This is a genomic window from Rhizobium sp. 01N447_2 (genome assembly GCF_056399245.1).
The window spans coordinates 81,702-100,426 of the sequence record NZ_JBFTQY010000005.1; the positions used below are offsets into that span (position 1 = coordinate 81,702).

At 60.0% G+C, this 18,725-nt stretch carries 19 protein-coding genes; 9 read left to right on the plus strand and 10 right to left on the minus strand.

The window, feature by feature from the left end; genetic code table 11:
• Position 1 precedes the first annotated feature (1 nt).
• Together AC1ECN_RS04795 and AC1ECN_RS04800 are read right to left on the minus strand one after the other, a co-directional pair.
• Positions 2-1,945, minus strand: coding sequence for a PrkA family serine protein kinase (locus AC1ECN_RS04795; RefSeq protein ID WP_477952320.1), 1,944 nt, complete (start codon positions 1,943-1,945; stop codon positions 2-4).
• A gap of 414 nt (positions 1,946-2,359) precedes the next feature.
• A complete protein-coding gene (locus tag AC1ECN_RS04800) occupies positions 2,360-2,836 on the minus strand; it encodes a VOC family protein (RefSeq protein WP_130661938.1) in 477 nt (158 codons plus the stop codon).
• Between the two features lie 45 nt (positions 2,837-2,881).
• On the opposite strand from AC1ECN_RS04800, the gene AC1ECN_RS04805 reads away from it, so the two are divergent.
• Both AC1ECN_RS04805 and AC1ECN_RS04810 read left to right on the plus strand, forming a co-directional pair.
• On the plus strand, positions 2,882-3,031 hold the full coding sequence (locus tag AC1ECN_RS04805) for a hypothetical protein (protein WP_155249521.1): 150 nt from the start codon (positions 2,882-2,884) through the stop codon (positions 3,029-3,031).
• 52 nt (positions 3,032-3,083) lie between these two features.
• Complete coding sequence (locus AC1ECN_RS04810; RefSeq protein ID WP_130672887.1) at positions 3,084-5,564, plus strand: ATP-dependent helicase; 2,481 nt, start codon at positions 3,084-3,086, stop codon at positions 5,562-5,564.
• A gap of 27 nt (positions 5,565-5,591) precedes the next feature.
• Here the strand turns inward: AC1ECN_RS04810 and AC1ECN_RS04815 are convergent, their stop codons facing one another.
• Positions 5,592-5,939 (minus strand): hypothetical protein, encoded by a 348-nt coding sequence (locus tag AC1ECN_RS04815; RefSeq protein ID WP_130661939.1) that lies wholly within the window; start codon positions 5,937-5,939, stop codon positions 5,592-5,594.
• Between the two features lie 400 nt (positions 5,940-6,339).
• Here AC1ECN_RS04815 and AC1ECN_RS04820 point away from each other — a divergent pair, with 400 nt between their 5' ends.
• The 3 genes from AC1ECN_RS04820 (at position 6,340) to AC1ECN_RS04830 (ending at position 8,561) form a co-directional block, all read left to right on the plus strand.
• Positions 6,340-6,837 (plus strand): EF-hand domain-containing protein, encoded by a 498-nt coding sequence (locus AC1ECN_RS04820; protein ID WP_130661940.1) that lies wholly within the window; start codon positions 6,340-6,342, stop codon positions 6,835-6,837.
• A gap of 332 nt (positions 6,838-7,169) precedes the next feature.
• Positions 7,170-7,796, plus strand: a complete 627-nt coding sequence (pncA, locus tag AC1ECN_RS04825; protein ID WP_130655893.1) for a bifunctional nicotinamidase/pyrazinamidase — start codon at positions 7,170-7,172, stop codon at positions 7,794-7,796.
• A 99-nt stretch (positions 7,797-7,895) separates the two neighbouring features.
• Entirely contained in the window at positions 7,896-8,561 is a 666-nt protein-coding gene (locus AC1ECN_RS04830; protein WP_130655894.1) for a dihydrofolate reductase family protein, read from the plus strand.
• Between the two features lie 191 nt (positions 8,562-8,752).
• Here the strand turns inward: AC1ECN_RS04830 and AC1ECN_RS04835 are convergent, their stop codons facing one another.
• Together AC1ECN_RS04835 and AC1ECN_RS04840 are read right to left on the minus strand one after the other, a co-directional pair.
• Entirely contained in the window at positions 8,753-10,345 is a 1,593-nt protein-coding gene (locus AC1ECN_RS04835; RefSeq protein WP_130672888.1) for a hypothetical protein, read from the minus strand.
• Between the two features lie 195 nt (positions 10,346-10,540).
• Positions 10,541-10,786: a DUF2164 domain-containing protein gene (locus AC1ECN_RS04840; RefSeq protein WP_018074164.1), complete on the minus strand. Its 246-nt coding sequence runs from the start codon at positions 10,784-10,786 to the stop codon at positions 10,541-10,543.
• Between the two features lie 133 nt (positions 10,787-10,919).
• On the opposite strand from AC1ECN_RS04840, the gene AC1ECN_RS04845 reads away from it, so the two are divergent.
• Both AC1ECN_RS04845 and AC1ECN_RS04850 read left to right on the plus strand, forming a co-directional pair.
• Positions 10,920-11,651 carry an AzlC family ABC transporter permease gene (locus tag AC1ECN_RS04845; protein ID WP_130661944.1) on the plus strand — a complete coding sequence of 244 codons (732 nt, stop codon included), beginning with the start codon at positions 10,920-10,922 and terminating at the stop codon, positions 11,649-11,651.
• A 3-nt stretch (positions 11,652-11,654) separates the two neighbouring features.
• Positions 11,655-11,963: an AzlD family protein gene (locus AC1ECN_RS04850; RefSeq protein ID WP_018074162.1), complete on the plus strand. Its 309-nt coding sequence runs from the start codon at positions 11,655-11,657 to the stop codon at positions 11,961-11,963.
• Positions 11,964-12,031: 68 nt separating this feature from the next.
• Here the strand turns inward: AC1ECN_RS04850 and AC1ECN_RS04855 are convergent, their stop codons facing one another.
• Positions 12,032-13,867: an aminopeptidase P family protein gene (locus AC1ECN_RS04855; RefSeq protein WP_130672889.1), complete on the minus strand. Its 1,836-nt coding sequence runs from the start codon at positions 13,865-13,867 to the stop codon at positions 12,032-12,034.
• 278 nt (positions 13,868-14,145) lie between these two features.
• Between AC1ECN_RS04855 and AC1ECN_RS04860 the strand changes: the two genes are divergently transcribed.
• Positions 14,146-14,319, plus strand: a complete 174-nt coding sequence (locus AC1ECN_RS04860; protein ID WP_003541368.1) for a hypothetical protein — start codon at positions 14,146-14,148, stop codon at positions 14,317-14,319.
• Between the two features lie 417 nt (positions 14,320-14,736).
• Here AC1ECN_RS04860 and AC1ECN_RS04865 read toward each other — a convergent pair whose 3' ends face one another.
• A complete protein-coding gene (locus AC1ECN_RS04865; protein ID WP_018074160.1) occupies positions 14,737-15,615 on the minus strand; it encodes a 50S ribosomal protein L11 methyltransferase in 879 nt (292 codons plus the stop codon).
• Between the two features lie 68 nt (positions 15,616-15,683).
• The gene (locus tag AC1ECN_RS04870; protein ID WP_024320796.1) at positions 15,684-16,286 is read right to left on the minus strand and encodes an SCO family protein; all 603 of its coding nucleotides are present in this window, start codon (positions 16,284-16,286) and stop codon (positions 15,684-15,686) included.
• A gap of 324 nt (positions 16,287-16,610) precedes the next feature.
• Here AC1ECN_RS04870 and AC1ECN_RS04875 point away from each other — a divergent pair, with 324 nt between their 5' ends.
• Entirely contained in the window at positions 16,611-17,081 is a 471-nt protein-coding gene (locus AC1ECN_RS04875; RefSeq protein ID WP_003541378.1) for a chemotaxis protein CheW, read from the plus strand.
• Between the two features lie 273 nt (positions 17,082-17,354).
• Here AC1ECN_RS04875 and AC1ECN_RS04880 read toward each other — a convergent pair whose 3' ends face one another.
• Entirely contained in the window at positions 17,355-17,849 is a 495-nt protein-coding gene (locus AC1ECN_RS04880; protein WP_477952326.1) for a CreA family protein, read from the minus strand.
• A gap of 76 nt (positions 17,850-17,925) precedes the next feature.
• The gene (locus AC1ECN_RS04885; protein WP_130655898.1) at positions 17,926-18,516 is read right to left on the minus strand and encodes a 3'-5' exonuclease; all 591 of its coding nucleotides are present in this window, start codon (positions 18,514-18,516) and stop codon (positions 17,926-17,928) included.
• Positions 18,517-18,725 lie beyond the last annotated feature (209 nt).

Sequence of the window (18,725 nt, forward strand, 5' to 3'; positions counted from 1 at the left end):
ATTAACTTGCCTGTTTGACGCGCATGTACCATTCGACGAGGCGCCGAACCTGCCTCTCCGTGTAGYCCCGCGCAGCCATGCGCGAGACAAACTCGCTGTGTTTCTTTTCTGTTTCCGAATCCTTCTTCGAACCGAAGGAAATGACCGGCAAAAGATCCTCGACCTGCGAGAACATTCGCTTCTCGATGACTTCCCGGATTTTCTCGTAGCTCGTCCATGACGGATTCTTTCCGCCGTTGGCTGCCCGCGATCTCAAGCAGAACTTGACGATTTCGTTGCGGAAATCCTTCGGATTGGCAATTCCCGCCGGCTTTTCGATTTTCGTCAGTTCCTGGTTGAGGAGCTCGCGATCGAGAAGCTGGCCGGTATCGGGATCCTTGAAGTCCACGTCTTCGATCCAGGCATCGGCATAATCCACGTAGCGGTCGAACAAATTCTGTCCGTAATCCGCATAGGACTCAAGATAGGCCTTCTGAATCTCATTGCCAATGAACTCTGCGTAACGTGGCGCAAGATCGGCCTTGATGAACTCCATGTAGCGCTTCTCGACATCGTCGGAAAACTGCTCGCGACGGATCGACTGCTCCAGCACATACATCAGATGAACCGGATCGGCGCCGATATCCGTGGTGTCGTGATTGAAGGTGGAGGCGAGCACCTTGAAGGCGAAGCGGGTCGATATGCCGTCCATGCCCTCGTCGATGCCAGCGGCATCCCGATATTCCTGGACACTGCGAGCGCGCGGATCCGTCTCCTTCAGGCTCTCGCCGTCATAGGTGCGCATCTTCGAGAAGTATGTCGAATTCTCATGTTTGCGCAGACGCGAAAGCACGGAGAAGCGGGCCAGCATTTCGAGCGTCGCGGGAGCGCATGGCGCATCGGCCAATTCCGATCCCTMGATCAGCTTTTCGTAGATCTTCTGCTCTTCCGTGACGCGCAGGCAATAGGGCACCTTGATCACGCAAATACGGTCGATGAAGGCCTCGTTGTTCTTGTTGGCCTTGAAGGTTTGCCATTCCGCTTCGTTCGAATGCGCTAGGACGATACCGGAGAAGGGTATGGCGCCGATATTCTCGGAGCCGATATAGTTCCCCTCCTGCGTCGCCGTCAGCAGCGGATRCAGCATCTTGATCGGCGCCTTGAACATCTCGACGAATTCGAGCACGCCCTGATTGGCGCGGTTGAGCCCGCCCGAATAGCTGTAGGCATCGGGATCGTTCTGGGAATAGGTCTCCAGCTTGCGGATATCGACCTTGCCGACCAAGGACGAGATATCTTGATTGTTCTCGTCTCCAGGCTCGGTCTTGGCGATGGCGATCTGGCGCAACCGCGAAGGCTGTACTCTGACGACGCGGAAGCGGGAAATATCGCCTCCAAAATCGTCGAGCCGTTTCAGGCACCACGGGCTCATCAGTCCGTTCAGGCGTCGCAAGGGAATACCGTATTGCTCCTGGAGGAGCGATCCCATCGTGTCCGGGTCGAACAGGTTGAGCGGACTTTCGAAAACGGGGCTTATCTCGTCACCCGCCTTCAGCACGTAGATCGGATGAACCTCCATCAGCAGCTTCAGCCRCTCCGCCAGCGATGACTTGCCGCCGCCGACCGGGCCAAGCAGATAGAGGATCTGCTTGCGCTCCTCGAGCCCCTGCGCCGCGTGCCGGAAGAAGGAAACGATGCGTTCGATTGTCTCTTCCATGCCGTGGAAGCCAGCAAAGGCCGGATAGATCCGGATGGTCCGGTTCATGAAGATCCGGCCGAGGCGGGTGTCCCTGGCGGTGTCGACCATCTGCGGCTCGCCTATCGCGGCGAGCAGGCGCTCGGTCGCATTGGCATAGGCAAGCGGTTCCTTTTTGCAAAGGTCGAGATATTCCGTGATCGACATATCGGTTTCGCGACGCGCATCATAGCTGCGGGTGAACGCATCAAATACGGATTCACTCAGCATGGGCCCTCCATTCAAGGTTAATGCCACAGGCTCTAGGTCGTCATACCAAAGGAGATGGCCACGACATTCCTAAGAATCAATAGTTTCACAGGTATATTCCACGCTCACCGGCTGTTTCTGGCAATGCACAAAAACGTGCATGCACCGGTTATTTTTTACTCTACGAAACTGTCTCTTATTGTAGTTGAGAAAAGGGCCGTTGCGGTATCAGCACATTTCGCGACGTGACAGAAAGATGAAAAGGGTGTGCAATGTCGCCCGTGATTCGAGCCTTGGAAAAATCGACAATCGGCGGCCAATAAGGGCAAAAGCCGATGCTGGGCAGCGCGTCGTGTCGGTCCGTTACCGACATKATGGCGACGAGCGCGACGCGGCCATGCGCCCGGCATCGTAATTATATGCCACCGGCGCGAATCAACCGTTGAACGCCTTCTCCAATGCAGCGACATCGATCTTGACCATGCCGAGCATCACCTCGGTCACGCGCCTGGCCCGCTCGCGGTTGCTGTCGGCGATCATCTCGGACAGCATGCGCGGCACGATCTGCCAGGAAAGGCCCCAGCGGTCCTTCAGCCAGCCGCAGGCCTCCGGCGTGCCGCCATTGGCGAGGAAGGCCTCCCATATCCGATTGATCTCGGCCTGGCTTTCCACGAGAATCGCGATCGAGAAGGAATGGTTGAAGCTATCGAGCGGGCCGGCCTTCATCGCCAGGAAGGCCTGGTCGGCGAGCGTGAACTCGATCAGCTCGACGCTGCCGGGAGGCCCGCTCGGCGTTTCCGCCGGCAATATAGTAGTGCGGCCGATCCTGGAGTCCGGGATAACAGACACGTAGAATTCGACGGCTTCGCGCGCTTCCTCGGCGAACCAGAGATTTGAAACGACCTTCGGCATGAAACGGCCTCCTTGTTGACGGGTGTTGATCCGGACTGCTGTCCGATGACCCAAAGACGCCCCACCGGCACCGGTTCCGACACACTCCGATCGGAAATTTTTAGCCCGCTCGCCCGCATGGCGACCGCAGCCGGGCTCGGCGGCGGCCTTGCCGCCCGCAACATACCGCCTGGAATAGCGCCGGCTCAGGAATGAAAGCAGAACATCTTTTCTGGTCTTTCCTTCCCGAATCACTACATTACGCGCCATGAGCAATAGTTTCGACGATATGCCCTTCTTCGACGAAGAGCCGGGCGAGATGGCGCGCAAGCCGCAGCCGCCTGCCGCCCCCGCCGAAAGCGCGCCCGCCGCCGGTGGCGGCATCGCCGCCCGCGCCATGGCGGCTCGCGACGGCGGCAAGCGGCCGGATTACCTCGCCGGGCTGAACCCCGAGCAGACCGAAGCCGTCGAAACGCTGGAAGGCCCCGTCCTCGTGCTGGCCGGCGCTGGCACCGGCAAGACGCGGGTGCTCACCACCCGCATTGCCCATATTCTCAACACCGGCCGCGCCTTCCCCTCGCAGATCCTCGCCGTCACCTTCACCAACAAGGCCGCCCGCGAGATGAAGGAGCGCATCGCGCTGCTCGTCGGCGGCGCCGTCGAAGGCATGCCCTGGCTCGGCACCTTCCATTCGATCGGCGTCAAACTTCTGCGCCGCCACGGCGAGCTCGTCGGCCTGCGCTCCGATTTTACCATTCTCGATACCGACGACGTCGTCCGCCTGATCAAGCAGATCATCCAGGCCGAGGGCCTCGACGACAAGCGCTGGCCGGCCAAGCAGTTCGCCGGCATGATCGATACCTGGAAGAACAAGGGTCTCGGCCCTGCCGATATCCCCGAGGGCGATGCCCGCGCCTTTGCCAACGGCCGCGGCCGCGATCTCTATTTTGCCTATCAGGCGCGCCTGACGACGCTGAACGCCTGCGACTTCGGCGACCTGCTGATGCATCCGATCGCGATCTTCCGCAAGAACCCGGACCTCTTGAAGGAATATCACGGCCGCTTCCGCTATATCCTCGTCGACGAGTATCAGGACACCAACACCGCCCAGTACATGTGGCTCAGGCTGCTCGCCCAGCGCCCCAAGGGCGAGCTGCAGAATGTCTGCTGCGTCGGCGACGACGACCAGTCGATCTATGGCTGGCGCGGCGCCGAGGTCGACAATATCCTGCGCTTCGAGAAGGACTTCCCCGGCGCCAAGGTCATCAAGCTCGAGCGCAACTACCGCTCGACCGAACATATCCTCGGCGCAGCCGCCCATCTGATCGCCCATAATGAAGGCCGCCTCGGCAAGACGCTGTTCACCGACCGCTCCGATCCCGACGACGTCAAGGTGCAGGTCCACGCCTCCTGGGATTCGGAGGAGGAAGCCCGCGCCATCGGCGAGGAGATCGAGCAGCTTCAGCGCGGCAAGCATCTGCTGAACGACATGGCGATCCTCGTGCGTGCCTCCTTCCAGATGCGCGAATTCGAAGACCGCTTCGTCACCCTCGGCCTCAATTACCGCGTCATCGGTGGCCCACGCTTCTACGAGCGCCTGGAAATCCGCGATGCCATGGCCTATTTCCGCCTTGTCGCGCAAGCCTCCGACGACCTCGCTTTTGAGCGCATCGTCAACACGCCGAAGCGCGGCCTCGGCGATACGACGGTGCGCGCGCTGCACGACTATGCGCGTGCCCGCGATATTCCGATGCTTGCGGCAGCCGCCGACATCGTCGAGACCGACGAGCTGAAGCCGAAGGCGCGAAAGGCGCTCTTCGACGTGATTCAATCTTTCCGCAGATGGCAGGAACTGCTTGAAAACACACCGCATACCGAACTGGCCGAGCAGATCCTCGAAGAGTCCGGCTATACCGACATGTGGAAGAACGACAAGAGCGCCGAAGCACCCGGTCGCCTTGAGAACCTCAAGGAACTGATCCGCTCGATGGAAAGCTTCGAGTCGATGCGTGGCTTCCTCGAACACGTCTCCCTGGTGATGGATGCCGAGACCAACGAGAACCTCGACGCCGTCTCGATCATGACGCTGCACTCGGCCAAGGGCCTTGAATTCGACACCGTCTTCCTGCCCGGCTGGGAGGAAGGCCTCTTCCCGCACCAGCGCTCGCTGGATGAGAGCGGCCGCGCCGGCCTGGAAGAGGAACGCCGCCTCGCCTATGTCGGCATCACCCGCGCCAAGCATCGCTGCCACATCTGGTTCGTCTCCAACCGACGCATCCATGGCCTCTGGCAATCGACCCTGCCCTCACGCTTCCTCGACGAACTGCCGGAAACCCATGTCGAGGTCGCTGAAATGGAACAGAGCTACGGCGGGTACGGCCGCGGTGGCTACGGCCAGTCCCGCTTCGACAAGGCCGAGCCCTTCGCCAACTCCTATTCCACCCCGGGCTGGAAACGCGCCCAGGCCAACAAGACCGACGCCACGCGCGACAACTGGGGCACTCGCTCCGGCCATGCCGTCGAACGCATCGGCTACGGCGAGAGCGGCCCGAAGGGGCGTACGATCGAAGGCGAGCTGGTGGCGAAATCGACCTCGTCGGAGCCGTCGAGGTTCACGCTCGGCGACCGCGTGTTCCACCTGAAATTCGGCAACGGCAACATCACCGGCATCGAAGGCAACAAGCTGACGATCGAGTTCGACCGGGCCGGACAGAAGCGGGTATTGGACGGGTTCGTCGAGCGCGTGTGATCTCACCTCGGCACGACGCGAGAACCTTCAGCCGAGCATCCGCATCCTTCCGAGCCCAAGAATATCGTTGATCAGCGCAATGCCGATTCCGGTGGCGACGATTCCCAAACCGATCAGGAAGAGCCGGCGAGACCGATCATATTTGACGGCAAAGAGAGAATCGCGCGCCAGCAGATCGGCAAAGACCTTCACCTGGATGGCGATGCCGATGGTCAGAAACAGCATCGGCGGAATATCGATGCGGCTCCAGTCATTGGGGTTGGAAACCCAGACGCTGATGAAATTGAGCGAGAAACCGAGGATGATCCCGGCCGCCGTCAACGACCCGTTGCGAAACGTCGCATCGATCTTTTCGTCTGGATTGGGCTCGGACATGGCTTCGGTTCCGGCTTGCTGCTGAGGGTAAGAAAGGCAGAAATCATGATCCGGAGCAAGCTCGGCCTGACATCGCCCTCACAGGAAGCAGACGAAATGTCGCAGCCGCGCAAACCCGGGCACTCCGCCCATGGCTCCTCCGCACGCAGCGTTACGGCAATTTCAGACAAACACCGGCATGGATTTGATCGCGCCCAGACGAAGAAATCGCTAAAAAAGCCAATAATTCCAATGAAAAAACTTTGGTAACCGAGAGGTTAACGTGCGTCGCCCCGCGCCGTCAATCGCACTTCTGCCCTGTCAAAACGTCGCTTTGACGCTTTGCGCAAATCAGCTTAGCCCAGAGGCTGCCCACCCATGAAAGGCGGGCTTCACGACGAACTTTTCGAAGGAGGTTCAAGTGACCAGTGTTTCATCTCTCGGCAGCACATTAACTCAATATCAGTCTCCGCTTTCCAGTCTGGACAAGAATGGCGACGGCGTCATTTCGGCGGACGAGTTGGCCGCCGCCTCGCAGTCCTCGACATCAGCTACGGCGTCGACCGACAGCGACGACAGCAGCACCGACATCGTCAAGAAGATCACCGCCGACATCCTGTCGCTGATGCTGTCCATGCAGAAGACCGACGGCAGTGACGATCAGGGCGACGGCAGCGATCAGAGCGACGACGCTTCCAAGGGTGTCTTCGCCGCGATGGATACGAATGGCGACGGCAAGTTAACCGAGTCCGAGTTTCTTGCCGCCGATCCGAACAGCATCAAGACTTCAGGCGACAGCGATCCGCTCCTCACCAAAGTGCTGAGCGACATGCAGACGGCCCTCCAGGCCTACCGTAATACCTACGGCACTTCCGCCGCAGCAGGTGACTCTGCAGCCGAAGACGTGGCGGCGGTCTAGCCGGCCGAGATCCGGGCTCTGCCGGGGGAGCCTCGATCCATCGATGCAGCACAAAAGCGTCCGACGCAGGCAGATCGATTTGCCGGCAATTGCCACCGTCGCGGGCCGTGTCTGCGATCCGGAAATCATGCACGCGCCTCCCCTCCGTTCCCTTTCAACACGAGAACCGCCGCCAGCTATCGCAATGATTGCATTAGAGCATTCTGTTTCGACGACTTACTACCGCTAGTGCCAGAATTAACACTTGCGCGTCCGCGCCTGGAAATCCACTAGTTGATCCATTCAGTGTGCTTGGCGTCTTACACTGCAATAAAGCGAAGGGATTGGCCTTGATGAAAGCGCTGCTGCTCGTCGATATTCAGAACGGCTTCTGTCCAGGCGGCAATCTACCGGTGCCTGACGGCGACAAGGTGGTTCCCGTCGCAAACAGACTGATCGACAGCGGCAAATACGACCTGATCGTCGCTTCGCAAGACTGGCATCCGTCGGGCCACGGCAGCTTTGCCTCCGCCCATCCGGGTGCCGCCGCCTTCGAGATGGGCGAACTGTCGGGCAAGCCGCAGATGATGTGGCCCGACCACTGCATTCAGGGTACGCTCGATGCCGAACTGCATCCCGAACTCAAATCCGAAGAGATCGACCTGATCCAGCAGAAGGGCGAGAATCCCTATATTGACAGCTATTCGGCCTTCCGCGACAATGACCGCGATGCCTCGACCGGACTTTCCGATTTCCTCGAGGATCAGGGCGTCACCGACCTCGACGTCTGCGGGCTGGCGACCGACTATTGCGTCAAGTTTTCCGCGCTCGACGCGCTGGAGATGATGCCTGGTATCCACGTGCGCTTCATCGAGGACGCAAGCCGCGGCATCACGCCCGAAGGCGTCGCCGCCGCCATCGAGGAGATGCTGGCGCATGGCATCGCGATCATCGACAGCACCAAGGCCTTGGCCGGCTAGTTCAACTCGGATACCGCCCGAAAAAACCGCGTCGGATGTCGGATCGGTGCAAGCTAATCCGTCCTTGGCTCTGAACACACCAACAATGGGAGTTGAGAGATGAGAAAGCTTGTTGCTGCAGCCTTCGTCAGTTTGGACGGTGTCATGCAGGCGCCGGGCGGGCCGCGGGAGGATCCGACCGGCGGCTTCACGCAGGGCGGCTGGACCGTCAATTATTGGGACGAGCCGATGGGCCAGTTCATGGGCGGGATCTTTACCGATCCCTTCGAACTGCTGCTTGGCCGCAAGACCTACGAAATCTTCGCCGCGCACTGGCCCTTCGTCGGGAAAGACGATCCAATCGGCAAGGTCTTCAACGCCGTGACCAAATATGTCGCGACCACTTCCACGGAGCCGCTCACCTGGGCAAATTCCGTCGCCCTGCGTGGCGACGCCGCCGCCGAAATCGCCCGGTTGAAGCAACAGGACGGTCCCGTCCTCCTGACACAGGGCAGCAGCGGCCTGTTGCAGACCCTATTGGCGCATGACCTGATCGACGAATTCCGGCTTCTGACTTTTCCGCTCGTCCTCGGCCCGGGCAAACGCCTGTTCGGTCAAGGCGCCAAGCCAGAGGCGCTGAAGCTCACCGCCAACACGATCTCGACGACGGGCGTCATCATGAGCGTCTACGAGCGTGCCGGCGCAATCAAGACAGGCACATTCGAGCTGGCGCAGCCCTCGGAGGCTGAGATCGAACGCCGGGAGCGGATGAAGCGCGAAGGCTGACCGTGCCTTTGCGATTGCGGGGCCGCAGGCGCCGTCGCGTCCCGTTTATAGGCTCGGGCCCTTGTTCGTCTGGTCGCGCTGCAACGGTGGCACCACTCCTGAAGGTGTTACCGCCGCAATCGACGGAATGCGGACGCATGTCACAATGATCAAATGCGTGGACGTGTGCAAATAACCTGCTGGCTGGCATCTTATTTCAGGACGTAGACGTCGAACGTCTCATCGCTTCCGGCAACCGTGCCGAAGCGCTTGACGAGGCTTGTCGCGCTCTGGAAAGCAGAAATGTCTTCCGGCGTCAGAGACAACCGCCAAACGTAGCTTTCACGCAGGGAAACGGGCGCAGTAATCTGATCAAGCCGCTGTGAAAGAAGGATGACAACAGGGACATGCTCACTCTGCTGCAATCGATGTGCCGTTTGCAGAATATCGGCAAGGCTGAGCGAAAGCCGCGCATTCCGGGTATATCGCACGATCGCGCCGAACCGCTCCTCCCGCAGAAGATAGGTGCGGTTGGGGACGTAATAGGGCAAGGCTTCCACCAGATAGTCTGGATCCGCCATAATGACCGCATCCTTGAGATCGGGGCGCGATTGAATGAACGCACCGAGATCCTTGCTTCGGCTCAGGGGTATTTCGGCTATGAAGGCCTGATGGACCTTGTCGATGCCGGACACGACCTGTAGCGCCAGCAATATCAGGAAGCACAGGCGCCCGAACGTTACGATGCCGCCAGCAGCCTCGATGCCGGCAACGCCCGCCCCGTCGCGCTGAGAGTCTGTGGCCAAGGCGGTGATCGCGATCATGAAAACCAGCCAGAGCGCCTGATGTCTGTATCCGCCGGGATAGACAAGCGTAAAAAGCTGCGAAAGCCCCAAGAGAACCAGTCCCGCTGCGATCAGCGCCGGCCACCGATTCGCCAGCGCCAACAGGCTGCCGTAGATCAGCACGGACATTAACACTGCGAAAATCTGGGCAGCCAACGGATACGCCACGACCAGTTCAAGGATGCTGTTGGGATAGAACGCCATAAAATGCGAACTGGTCAGGGCAAGAGCACGAAGGACAAGCAAAGCGAAATTCTCGCCGCTGAGATCGTTCTGCCCCGTATCATTGAAGGTCGGATAGACTGTTACGAAACATAGAACAATTCCAACCGCGGCAATGGCAGCGGCTGTCACAAAGGCCCGATATGCCGTCAGAGGCGGCCTCGACCGGGCCAGAATTAAATCGAAAAACCAATAGGCGAGAAAGCCGCCGACGAGGACGACCGAATGGACGTTCGTATTTGCCAGCAAGGCAAACAACAGGCCGAGCAATATCCCGTTGCGCGCTCCTTTCTCCCAACTCAGGACGATAAGGAAAATCACCAGCATGCTGATGCCGTAATTTCGCGACATCGCGGCATAATCGAAAATCGAAAAGCTACTGAACAGCGCCAGCAGCATGATGGAAAGCGGCAGTTTCAGCCTGAAAACAAGAAGATAGGCCGCAGTCGCTGCAATCGTGAGTGCGACGATCTTCAGGACGACAGGCGAGCCGACCACGGCATAGGCGGCGCGCAGCAGAATATACCAGACAGCAGGATGGCCCTCACCATGCATCTGGCGAAGCATATCGATGAAATTGTCCCCTTGAAGGGCGAGTGACAATGCACGAACCTCGTCACGCCAGACCGTTTCGGACCAGCAAAGCGCAGACGCCAGCGCAAGCCAGACCATAAAGATCAACGCCTTGCCGAGCTTGGCGGATCGAGGTTCATCGATAACGGAGACAATCAAGGCCAAATAACACGCAATCCGGTGAACAAAAGCGTCACGACCATATCGGCGCAGAAATAATTTGCCGTTAAGTGAAGGCCGATTTGATTTTAAGGCGCTAAAGCATGTCGCGCAAAAATGTGCAGCGGTTTTGCGACAACGGCATGCGTAAAAACAAAGACTTAAAGTGCAGGGAGCGAATCTGAAAGATCGCGACGCGCTTTAGAATTTTTGCTCCCTCTCAAGAAGATGAATATCTTCGGCCAGGTGTTCCATTCTCGTCGATAAGGCGGCCTGGGCATCTCTCAGCCCTCGATTGTAGAAATACGGCCCGATCTCCTCGGCGAAGAAGTCAAGCAGGAATTCGGCCGGCAATGCGCCGATGGGATCGAGTTCCCGGCCGAAATAAGCGCGGATGCGCGAAACGATCTCAGCCTTTTCTTCCTTGGAAAATTCGATCTTTTTCATGGTTGCCTCTTTGCCGAATGCGATCGGGACTTTGATGGTTCAGCAAAATCGATTGGTCAATCAAGGAAATTCAATTGCCGTCGCAAGCCGTAGACCATAAGGGAAAACTTGAATTCCAACTGGACAAGATCACATGAATCGCGCCGACTTTGTTGAAGGTTTGCGGGGCGGCTCCGCCGTTGCGCTGGCATCGGCGCCCTTTGGCGCTCTCTTCGGAGCGCTGGCGGTCGAAAATGGCATGTCGCTTTCCGAAGCCGCCTTCATGAGCGCCACCGTCTATGCCGGCGCCAGCCAGATGGTCGGCATCGAACTCTTCGGTCACAATGTCCACGCCTGGCTGATCGTGCTGTCGATCCTCGCCGTCAATTTCCGCCACGTGCTCTATTCGGCGGCACTGGCTCGCTACATCGGCCATTTCACGCCGGTGCAGAAATTCTTTACCTTTTTCCTGCTCGTCGATCCACAATTCGCCGAAGCGGTCAAGCGCGCCGAGGCCGGCCGGCGACTCACCTTCGCCTGGTATTTCGGCTTTGCCATCATCATCTACATTCCCTGGGTGCTGATCAGCATCGCCGGCGGCATGCTCGGCGGCTTCATCGGCGATCCCAAGGCCATCGGCCTCGACATCCTGCTGCCGGCTTATTTCCTCGGCATCGTCCTCGGCTTCCGCAAGCGAGACAATTTCCTGCCTGTGGCGCTCGTCAGTGCGGTGGCATCCGTGTTCGCCTACCGCTACGTCGGCTCGCCTTGGCATGTCAGCCTCGGTGCCGCCGTTGGCATCGTGCTCGCCGCCCTGTTGCCGCTGCCGCAGCAACCGCAGGATCTGGAAGCCGACGCCCTCCAATCCGAAGTGCACGAGGTCTGAGCCATGGAATTCGATCTTCACATGGCGCTCGTCATCCTCGCAGCAGCCGCCGCCACCTTCGCCACCCGCATCGGCGGCTATATCCTCATCACCCGAATGAAAAGCATCCCCCCGCGCATGGAGGCGGCGCTGAATGCCGTGCCGGCGGCCGTGCTGACGACACTCGTCGCACCCGCCTTCTTCATCGGCGGCTGGGAATCGAAGCTGGCGCTGATCGTCGCCCTCTTCATCGGCCTGCGCTTCACCCATACATGGATGCTGGTCGCCGCCTGGATCGTCGTGATGACTTGGCGCCACACGATCGGCGCCTGAGCGCCGGCCCGAAGCCGGCGCAGAAATTCAAGGTGCTACAGCGTCGCCGACGCTGTAATGCCGTTTTCTCAATATTCCAGCGGCAGCGTCGCGTTTTCGAGCCACGCCCTGACATCGTGATCGTGGATGAGCGGCATCAGCGCCTCGCATGTGCGGCGATGATAGTCGTTGAACCAGTGCAGCTCGTCATGGGTCAGAAGCTCGGGAATGACGAGGCTGCGGTCGATCGGGCAGAAAGTCAGCGTCTCGAATCCGAGCATCGGCGCATCGCCGCCCTCGATCTCCTCGGCCCCGCGCACATAGATCAGGTTCTCGATGCGGATGCCGAAACTGCCGGGCCGATAATAACCCGGCTCGTTCGAAAGGATCATGCCGGGCAGCAGTTCCTGCGTCGAAAGCCTGGAGATGCGCTGCGGCCCCTCATGCACTGAGAGATAGGAGCCGACGCCGTGGCCCGTGCCGTGAGCGAAATCGGCGCCGGCCCGCCACAGCGCGATGCGCGCCAGCGGATCGAGGTCGCAGCCGCGCGTGCCCTTCGGAAAACGTGCCGTGCTGATCTCTATCATCCCCTTCAGCACCAGCGTGAAGAAGCGCCGATGCTCCTCCGATACCGCGCCGATGCCGACAGTGCGGGTGATGTCGGTCGTGCCGTTGATATATTGCGCGCCGGAATCGATCAGAAAGAGTTCGCCGGCCTCGATCATCCGGTTGGTCTCGGTCGTCACGCGGTAATGCATGATCGCTGCATGTTCGCCGGCTCCCGAAATCGTGTCGAAGGAAATGTCCTTCAGAGGGTTCTGCATGCTCTGGCCGACGCGGGCACGCGCCGCTTCGAGATGATCGGCGGCGGCGATCTCGCTCACCGTGCCGGGCTTTGTCTGCGACAGCCAATAGAGGAATTCCACCATCGCCGCCCCGTCCTGCAGATGCGCGGCGGCCGAGCCGTTGATCTCGACGTCGTTCTTCACTGCGCGCGGCAACTTGGCGGGATCGGCGCCCTCCACCACTTCGCCGCCCGCCTTGCGGATGATCTCCGCCAGCGCATAGGCGGCGATATCAGGGTCGATCAGCACGCGGCCGCCATCTCTCGAAACGGCAGCCAACCTCTCCTCCAACGCCGAGGGCGGCAGCTGCGTGCAGATCTGCGCGAGATAGGCCTCCGGCTCGATGCCGGTCTTGCGCTTGTCGAGGAAGAGCTCGGCCCGGCCGTCGGCATGGATGATGGCGCGCGCCAGCGGATGCGGCGTGTGCGGCACGTCGGCGCCGCGGATATTGAAGGTCCAGGCGACAGAAGAGGGATCGGCGATCAACACCGCCGCAAGATTCTTCTTCGAAAGATCGGCGGCGATCGTCGCGATCTTCTCTCTCGCCAGCACGCCGGCCTGCGCGACGTTCTGGATGCTAACCGCGCCGAGCGGCTCGGCCGGCCGGTCGCTCCAAAGCCTGTCGAGCGGATTGTGCGGCAGGAAGACCAGCGTGCCGCCGATCTGGGAAAGGGCTCTTTCCAGCCGGCGCACCTCGGCACCCGCATGCAGCCAGGGGTCGATGCCGAGCCGCAGGCCCTTACCGCCGTTTGCGGCAAGCCAGAGATGCGGCGGTTCGTTGACGAGATCGCCGCCCGAAAAAACCGAACCGTCGACCTGTTCGGCAAGCTGCGTCACATAGCGCCCGTCGACAAAGACGATCGCCTGCGTGCGCAGGATGAGCGCAATACCCGCGGAACCGGTAAAGCCCGTCAGCCATGCCAAGCGCTCCGAACATGCGGGAACATATTCGCCGTTGAACTCGTCGGCGCGCGGCACGAGAAAGGCGTCGATGCCGAGCGAATCGAAACTGGCGCGTAGCGCCGATACGCGATCCCTGCCGAATTGCGGCGTGGAAGTGACCTCGAAAGACTGGAACATGCTGGAAACCCGAATGATTGAGACGAATCCGGTTAATGGGATGCCGGCCATGTTAGCGAAATTTCAACTGATGGGGAGAAAAAGCGACCAAACGAGTCGAAACCTCTGGTGCCGCTCAACATTTTGACAGAACTGTGACGCCAAAAGTTAATTTGGCACGCTTTATGCAATGGCCGCATGGCTCCCATGAGCGAAACCCTCTGCCTCCGCATTTCAGAATAGCTATATAGGCGTCATCGAACGGTTCGCGATGAACCTATAACAAAGGAATTCTTGAAATGACCGCCTCTCTCTCGCGCTTCGCATATAGCAGCCCGGTGCAGGCTGGCGAACGCCAGACCGTGCGTCACGTGATCGGCGCCCGCCGCCCGCAGAACGAGGACAGCCTCAAGCTGCTCGGCGCCGGCCAGCGGGCCACACGCCACAAGGGCGCCCCCAGCTACGCGTTCTAAGCCTGAAAGCCAGTCCGTCTCCTCCCTCCCGGACTGGCCTATTGGAATGCAGTAGAGCCCGCTTGAGCGCTCCTCCCCTTGAGCTCGCGGGCATTGGCCGGATAGACCGGTCCAAGGCGGTGCCATCGGCACCGCCTTTTTTCTTGCCTTCAACAAGGCTCACGGAGCGGCTCCCTTTCGATAAGGCGATGCGGCACCCGCCGCCGCCCTCATCCCTGTGCTTGTCACAGGGATCCAGTGCGCCCAAGTCCTTGGGCGCGGGAAACTCTCTTCAAGCTCGTATAGAGTCATTCACCGCGCAGACGCGCGGTGGCTGGATCCCTGTGACAGGCACAGGGATGAGGGTGGGGAGGAGGCGCATTGCCTTAAGCAAGGCATGCGTTGCAGGAGAAATCACCTGCTCACAGCCTTGAAAACTCAAGGACGATCGAGATGAATAGTCACCCAGCCGTTGCGCCAGATGGTTCTGACATGGCGAAGCCTCGCGCCACTATAGGCGGCAATCACCTTCCAGCGCTGCCCGGCAAGGATGCCGGAGAGAATGACCGATCCGCCAGGCGCAAGATGCGTCGCAAGCTTCGGTGCCATGCGGATCAGCGGCCGCGCAAGAATATTGGCGATGATGAGATCGAAGGGACCGTGCTCGGAAAAGGCCGTCGAATGAAAGCCCGGCGCAGTCCTGGTGACGATGCCCGAGGCGATGCCGTTGCGGCGCACGTTCTCGGCCGCCACCTTCGTCGCGATCGGATCGATGTCGGTCGCCAGCACCGGTATGTTCCTGAGCTTGCGCACCGCTATCGCCAGCACGCCGCTGCCGGTGCCGAGATCGAGCGCGTTGCGGACCGGGCGCGAGCGCACCACGGCATCGATCACCTCGAGGCAGCCCGCCGTCGTGCCATGATGGCCGGTGCCGAAGGCCTGGCCGGCATCGATCTCGATGGCGATGTCGCCGGGGCGGATCTTGTCGCGGTCATGCGAGCCATGCACCAGGAAGCGCCCTGCCCGGACGGGCTTCAGCCCCTCCAGCGATTTCACCACCCAGTCGATCTCGGGGATGACTTCCCGCTCCAGCCGGGCATCAGGGAAAGAGGCCTTCAATGCGTCCTCGACGCGGGATTGCACCTCAGCCTCGTCCTCGGCCATCATGTAGATCGAGGCTTCCCAGATATCCTTCTTCTCATCGATCTCGGTGGTGCCGATGGCAAAGTCTTCTTCACCGAAGACCGCGCTCAGAAGGTCGAGGATCTCTTCGGCCTTGCTTTCGGTCGTCGTCACGTAAAGGCGGATTTCACTCACGATAGGCGGTCTTTCCCGTTTCCGTTGCCCGCCGCCGGTCGATCCAACGCCCCATCACGCTGAAGCTGTCACCCCTTGCTGGCGAGATTCTCCAGCTTCTTTACCGCCGTGTCCGGGTTTTCGCCATAGGCGATCGTTCCGGAAAACCGCCCGGCCGAATCGAGCAGGAAGACCGAGGCGGTGTGATCCATCGTATAGTCGCCGTTCGGATCCTTCTCGTCGACCGGCACTTTCTTGGCGTAGACGCGGAACCCCTTGATAACCTCGGCGATCTTGTCAGGCGGGCCTGAAATGCCGATGATGCGCTTGGAAACATTGGAGACGTATTCGTTCATGATCTCAGGCGTATCGCGCTCCGGATCGACGGTCACGAAATAGGCCTGCAGCTTGTCGCCCTTCGGATCGACCTTCTCCATCCAGCCATTCAGTTCGAAAAGCGTCGTCGGGCAGACTTCCGGGCAATGGGTGAAGCCGAAAAACAGCGCCGTCGGCTTGCCGCGCAGCGCCTGCTCGGTGATCGGCTGCCCGCTTTGGGAGACCAGGGTGAAGGGCACGCCGAAGGGCGGTTCGGCCACCACGTCCCTCGACTTCGTCAGGTTGAGCGTGTACGCGCCGAGAAACCCGGCAAGTATCAGGACACCGACCCAGACGGCGATGCGGAATGTCTTCATTGGCATGATCCTCGATCCAGGCGGATATGTACCGCCCGCCCCTTGCCCCGCGTGATTATAGCCTCGACCGGACGCGCGCAATTCAAGAATATGTTTTCTGACTGGTGATAAATTGTCTCACCGATAGAAACTGCAACGGCAACGAAATCCGACCTCAGGAATCTGCGCGGATCAAAAATGGCATGTTTGTGAATAGCTTGCCTTTAGAGCGACGGGTAATCTGAAAATACATATCGTTAGGAAAGACTTAAGCCGTCACATCTATATTTAACAGCAGTTCTGCATCGCCTCTCCCGCCGGGGACAACTGGGAAGAATTCTGACCATGAACAACAATAACGCCATCAAGCAGTCGGGCGCTTATCTCGAAATCGTTTCGTTCCACCTGGGCGATCAGGAATTCTGCATCGACATCATGGCCATCCGCGAAATCCGCGGCTGGGCACCAGTGACGCCGATGCCGCACACCCCGCCCTATGTGCTGGGTCTCATCAACCTGCGCGGTGCGGTGATCCCCGTCATCGACATGGCCTGCCGCCTCGGCATGAAAATGACCGAGCCCTCCGAGCGCTCGGCGATCATCGTCACCGACATCGCCGGCAAGCTGGTCGGCCTGCTGGTCGAGCAGGTTTCCGACATGATGACCATCAAGAGCGAAGACCTGCAGCCACCGCCGGAAATCATTCCGGAAGCCCAGCGCGCCTTCTGCCGCGGCATCGTCGCGCTCGAAAAGACCATGGTCTGCTTCTTGAATCTCGACACGGTCATAGCCGACGAACTGACGCAGGCCGCCTGAGGAATACTCATATCTAGAATTCGAAGGCCCGGCTCGTCCGGGCCTTTTTCGTTTGATGCAGGCGCAAAGCGGCATCGGATCAGCTTTTAGGAAGACCCCTCCCCAACCCCTCCCCACAAGGGGGAGGGACTACCCGGAGCGCCCGCCTCGTTCATCTCGAAACGTCGAAGATCTGGAAAGCGGGTGCGGCAAGTTAAGCCCCTCCCCCTTGTGGGGAGGGGTTGGGGCGGGGTCTTTCATCGCAAGCGCGAGAGACCCCGGAACCTCCCCGCTTTATTGCGGCTTCCCATTCTTCCAGACAACGTTCTGGCCATAGAGCGGAATGGTCGAGATCGACATCTTCGCCGAACCGTCGGTCAGTTCGCGCGAATGGGCGAGATAGATCAGCGTGTCGTTCGTCTTGTCGTAAATGCGGTTGACGACCAGCGTCTTCCAGATCAGCGATATGCCCTGGCGGAACACCTCGCTGCCATCCTTGGACAGGTCGATATTACCGATCTCGATCGGCCCGGTCTGCCGGCAGGCGATGGAATTATTGGATGGGTCCTCGAACCAGTTGCCGTTCTTGAACCGGTCGATCAGGCTGCGATCGAAATAGGTGACGTGACAGGTGATGCCCTTGACCTCAGGGTCGGAGACCGCCTCGACAATGATGTCGTTGCCGATCCAGTCGACCCCGACCTTGCCGACGACTTCGGCTGAGGCAGYACCTGCGGAAAGGACGGAGAAGGAAAAGGCGGCGAGGAGAAGATTGCGCAGTCTGGACATGGCGGCTCCCTGAATAATCCGCATTCTAGATAAGCATGCACCCATGCTTTGCAAGAAATGGGGCTCGCTGTAGGGCTCAGCCTTTCCGGCAGGTGCAGGGCTCGTAGGCCCGCGCCGTCAGCCGGCCGGGCCTCATGCCGATCAGCGCCGGTATCGCGTGAACGGCACTGGCCTTGACGGCTTTCGCCATCTCGATCGCCGCGGCCGCGCAGACCACAGCATCCTCGGCAGCGTTGTGGTGCACGAAACGCAGGCCGAGATGCTCGGCGATCAGGTTCAGCCGGTGCGACAGGAAATGCGGCCAGATCCGCTGCGCCATCTTCAGGCTGCAGAGATAGGTAAGCTCCGGATAGGATTGCCGGTAGAGATCGAGGCTCGCCCGCCAGACGCTGAAATCGAAGGCAGCATTGTGCGCGATCATCGTCGCGCCGCGAAAATCTTCCTCGAACTCGCCCATCACCTCGGGAAACTCGGGCGCATCTTCGACATGCTCCGGCCGGATGCCATGGATTGCGATGTTCATCCCGGAAAAGCGCATCTCCCGCGGCCGGATCAGCCGCTCCTCGACGCGCGTCACCCTGCCCTCCTCGATCCAGGCAAGGCCGACGGCGCAGGCGCTGCCGCGCTGTTCGTTCGCCGTCTCGAAGTCAATCGCGATGGTCTTCAAATCAGCAACCCGAATCGTTTCTTCGGGAACAGGAATACCGCCCCGCTTCCGGCCGCGCAAATTCGACACGACGCATGGTTGACTTTTTAACCCGCATATCGAAACTTGCCGCCATGATCGGTTCCGTAACCATGGCAGCGCTTATCCATCACACCACGACCCTTGAAGGGTACGCGGGAGCGATGGCGCGTTAGCAGCGATCCGATCAT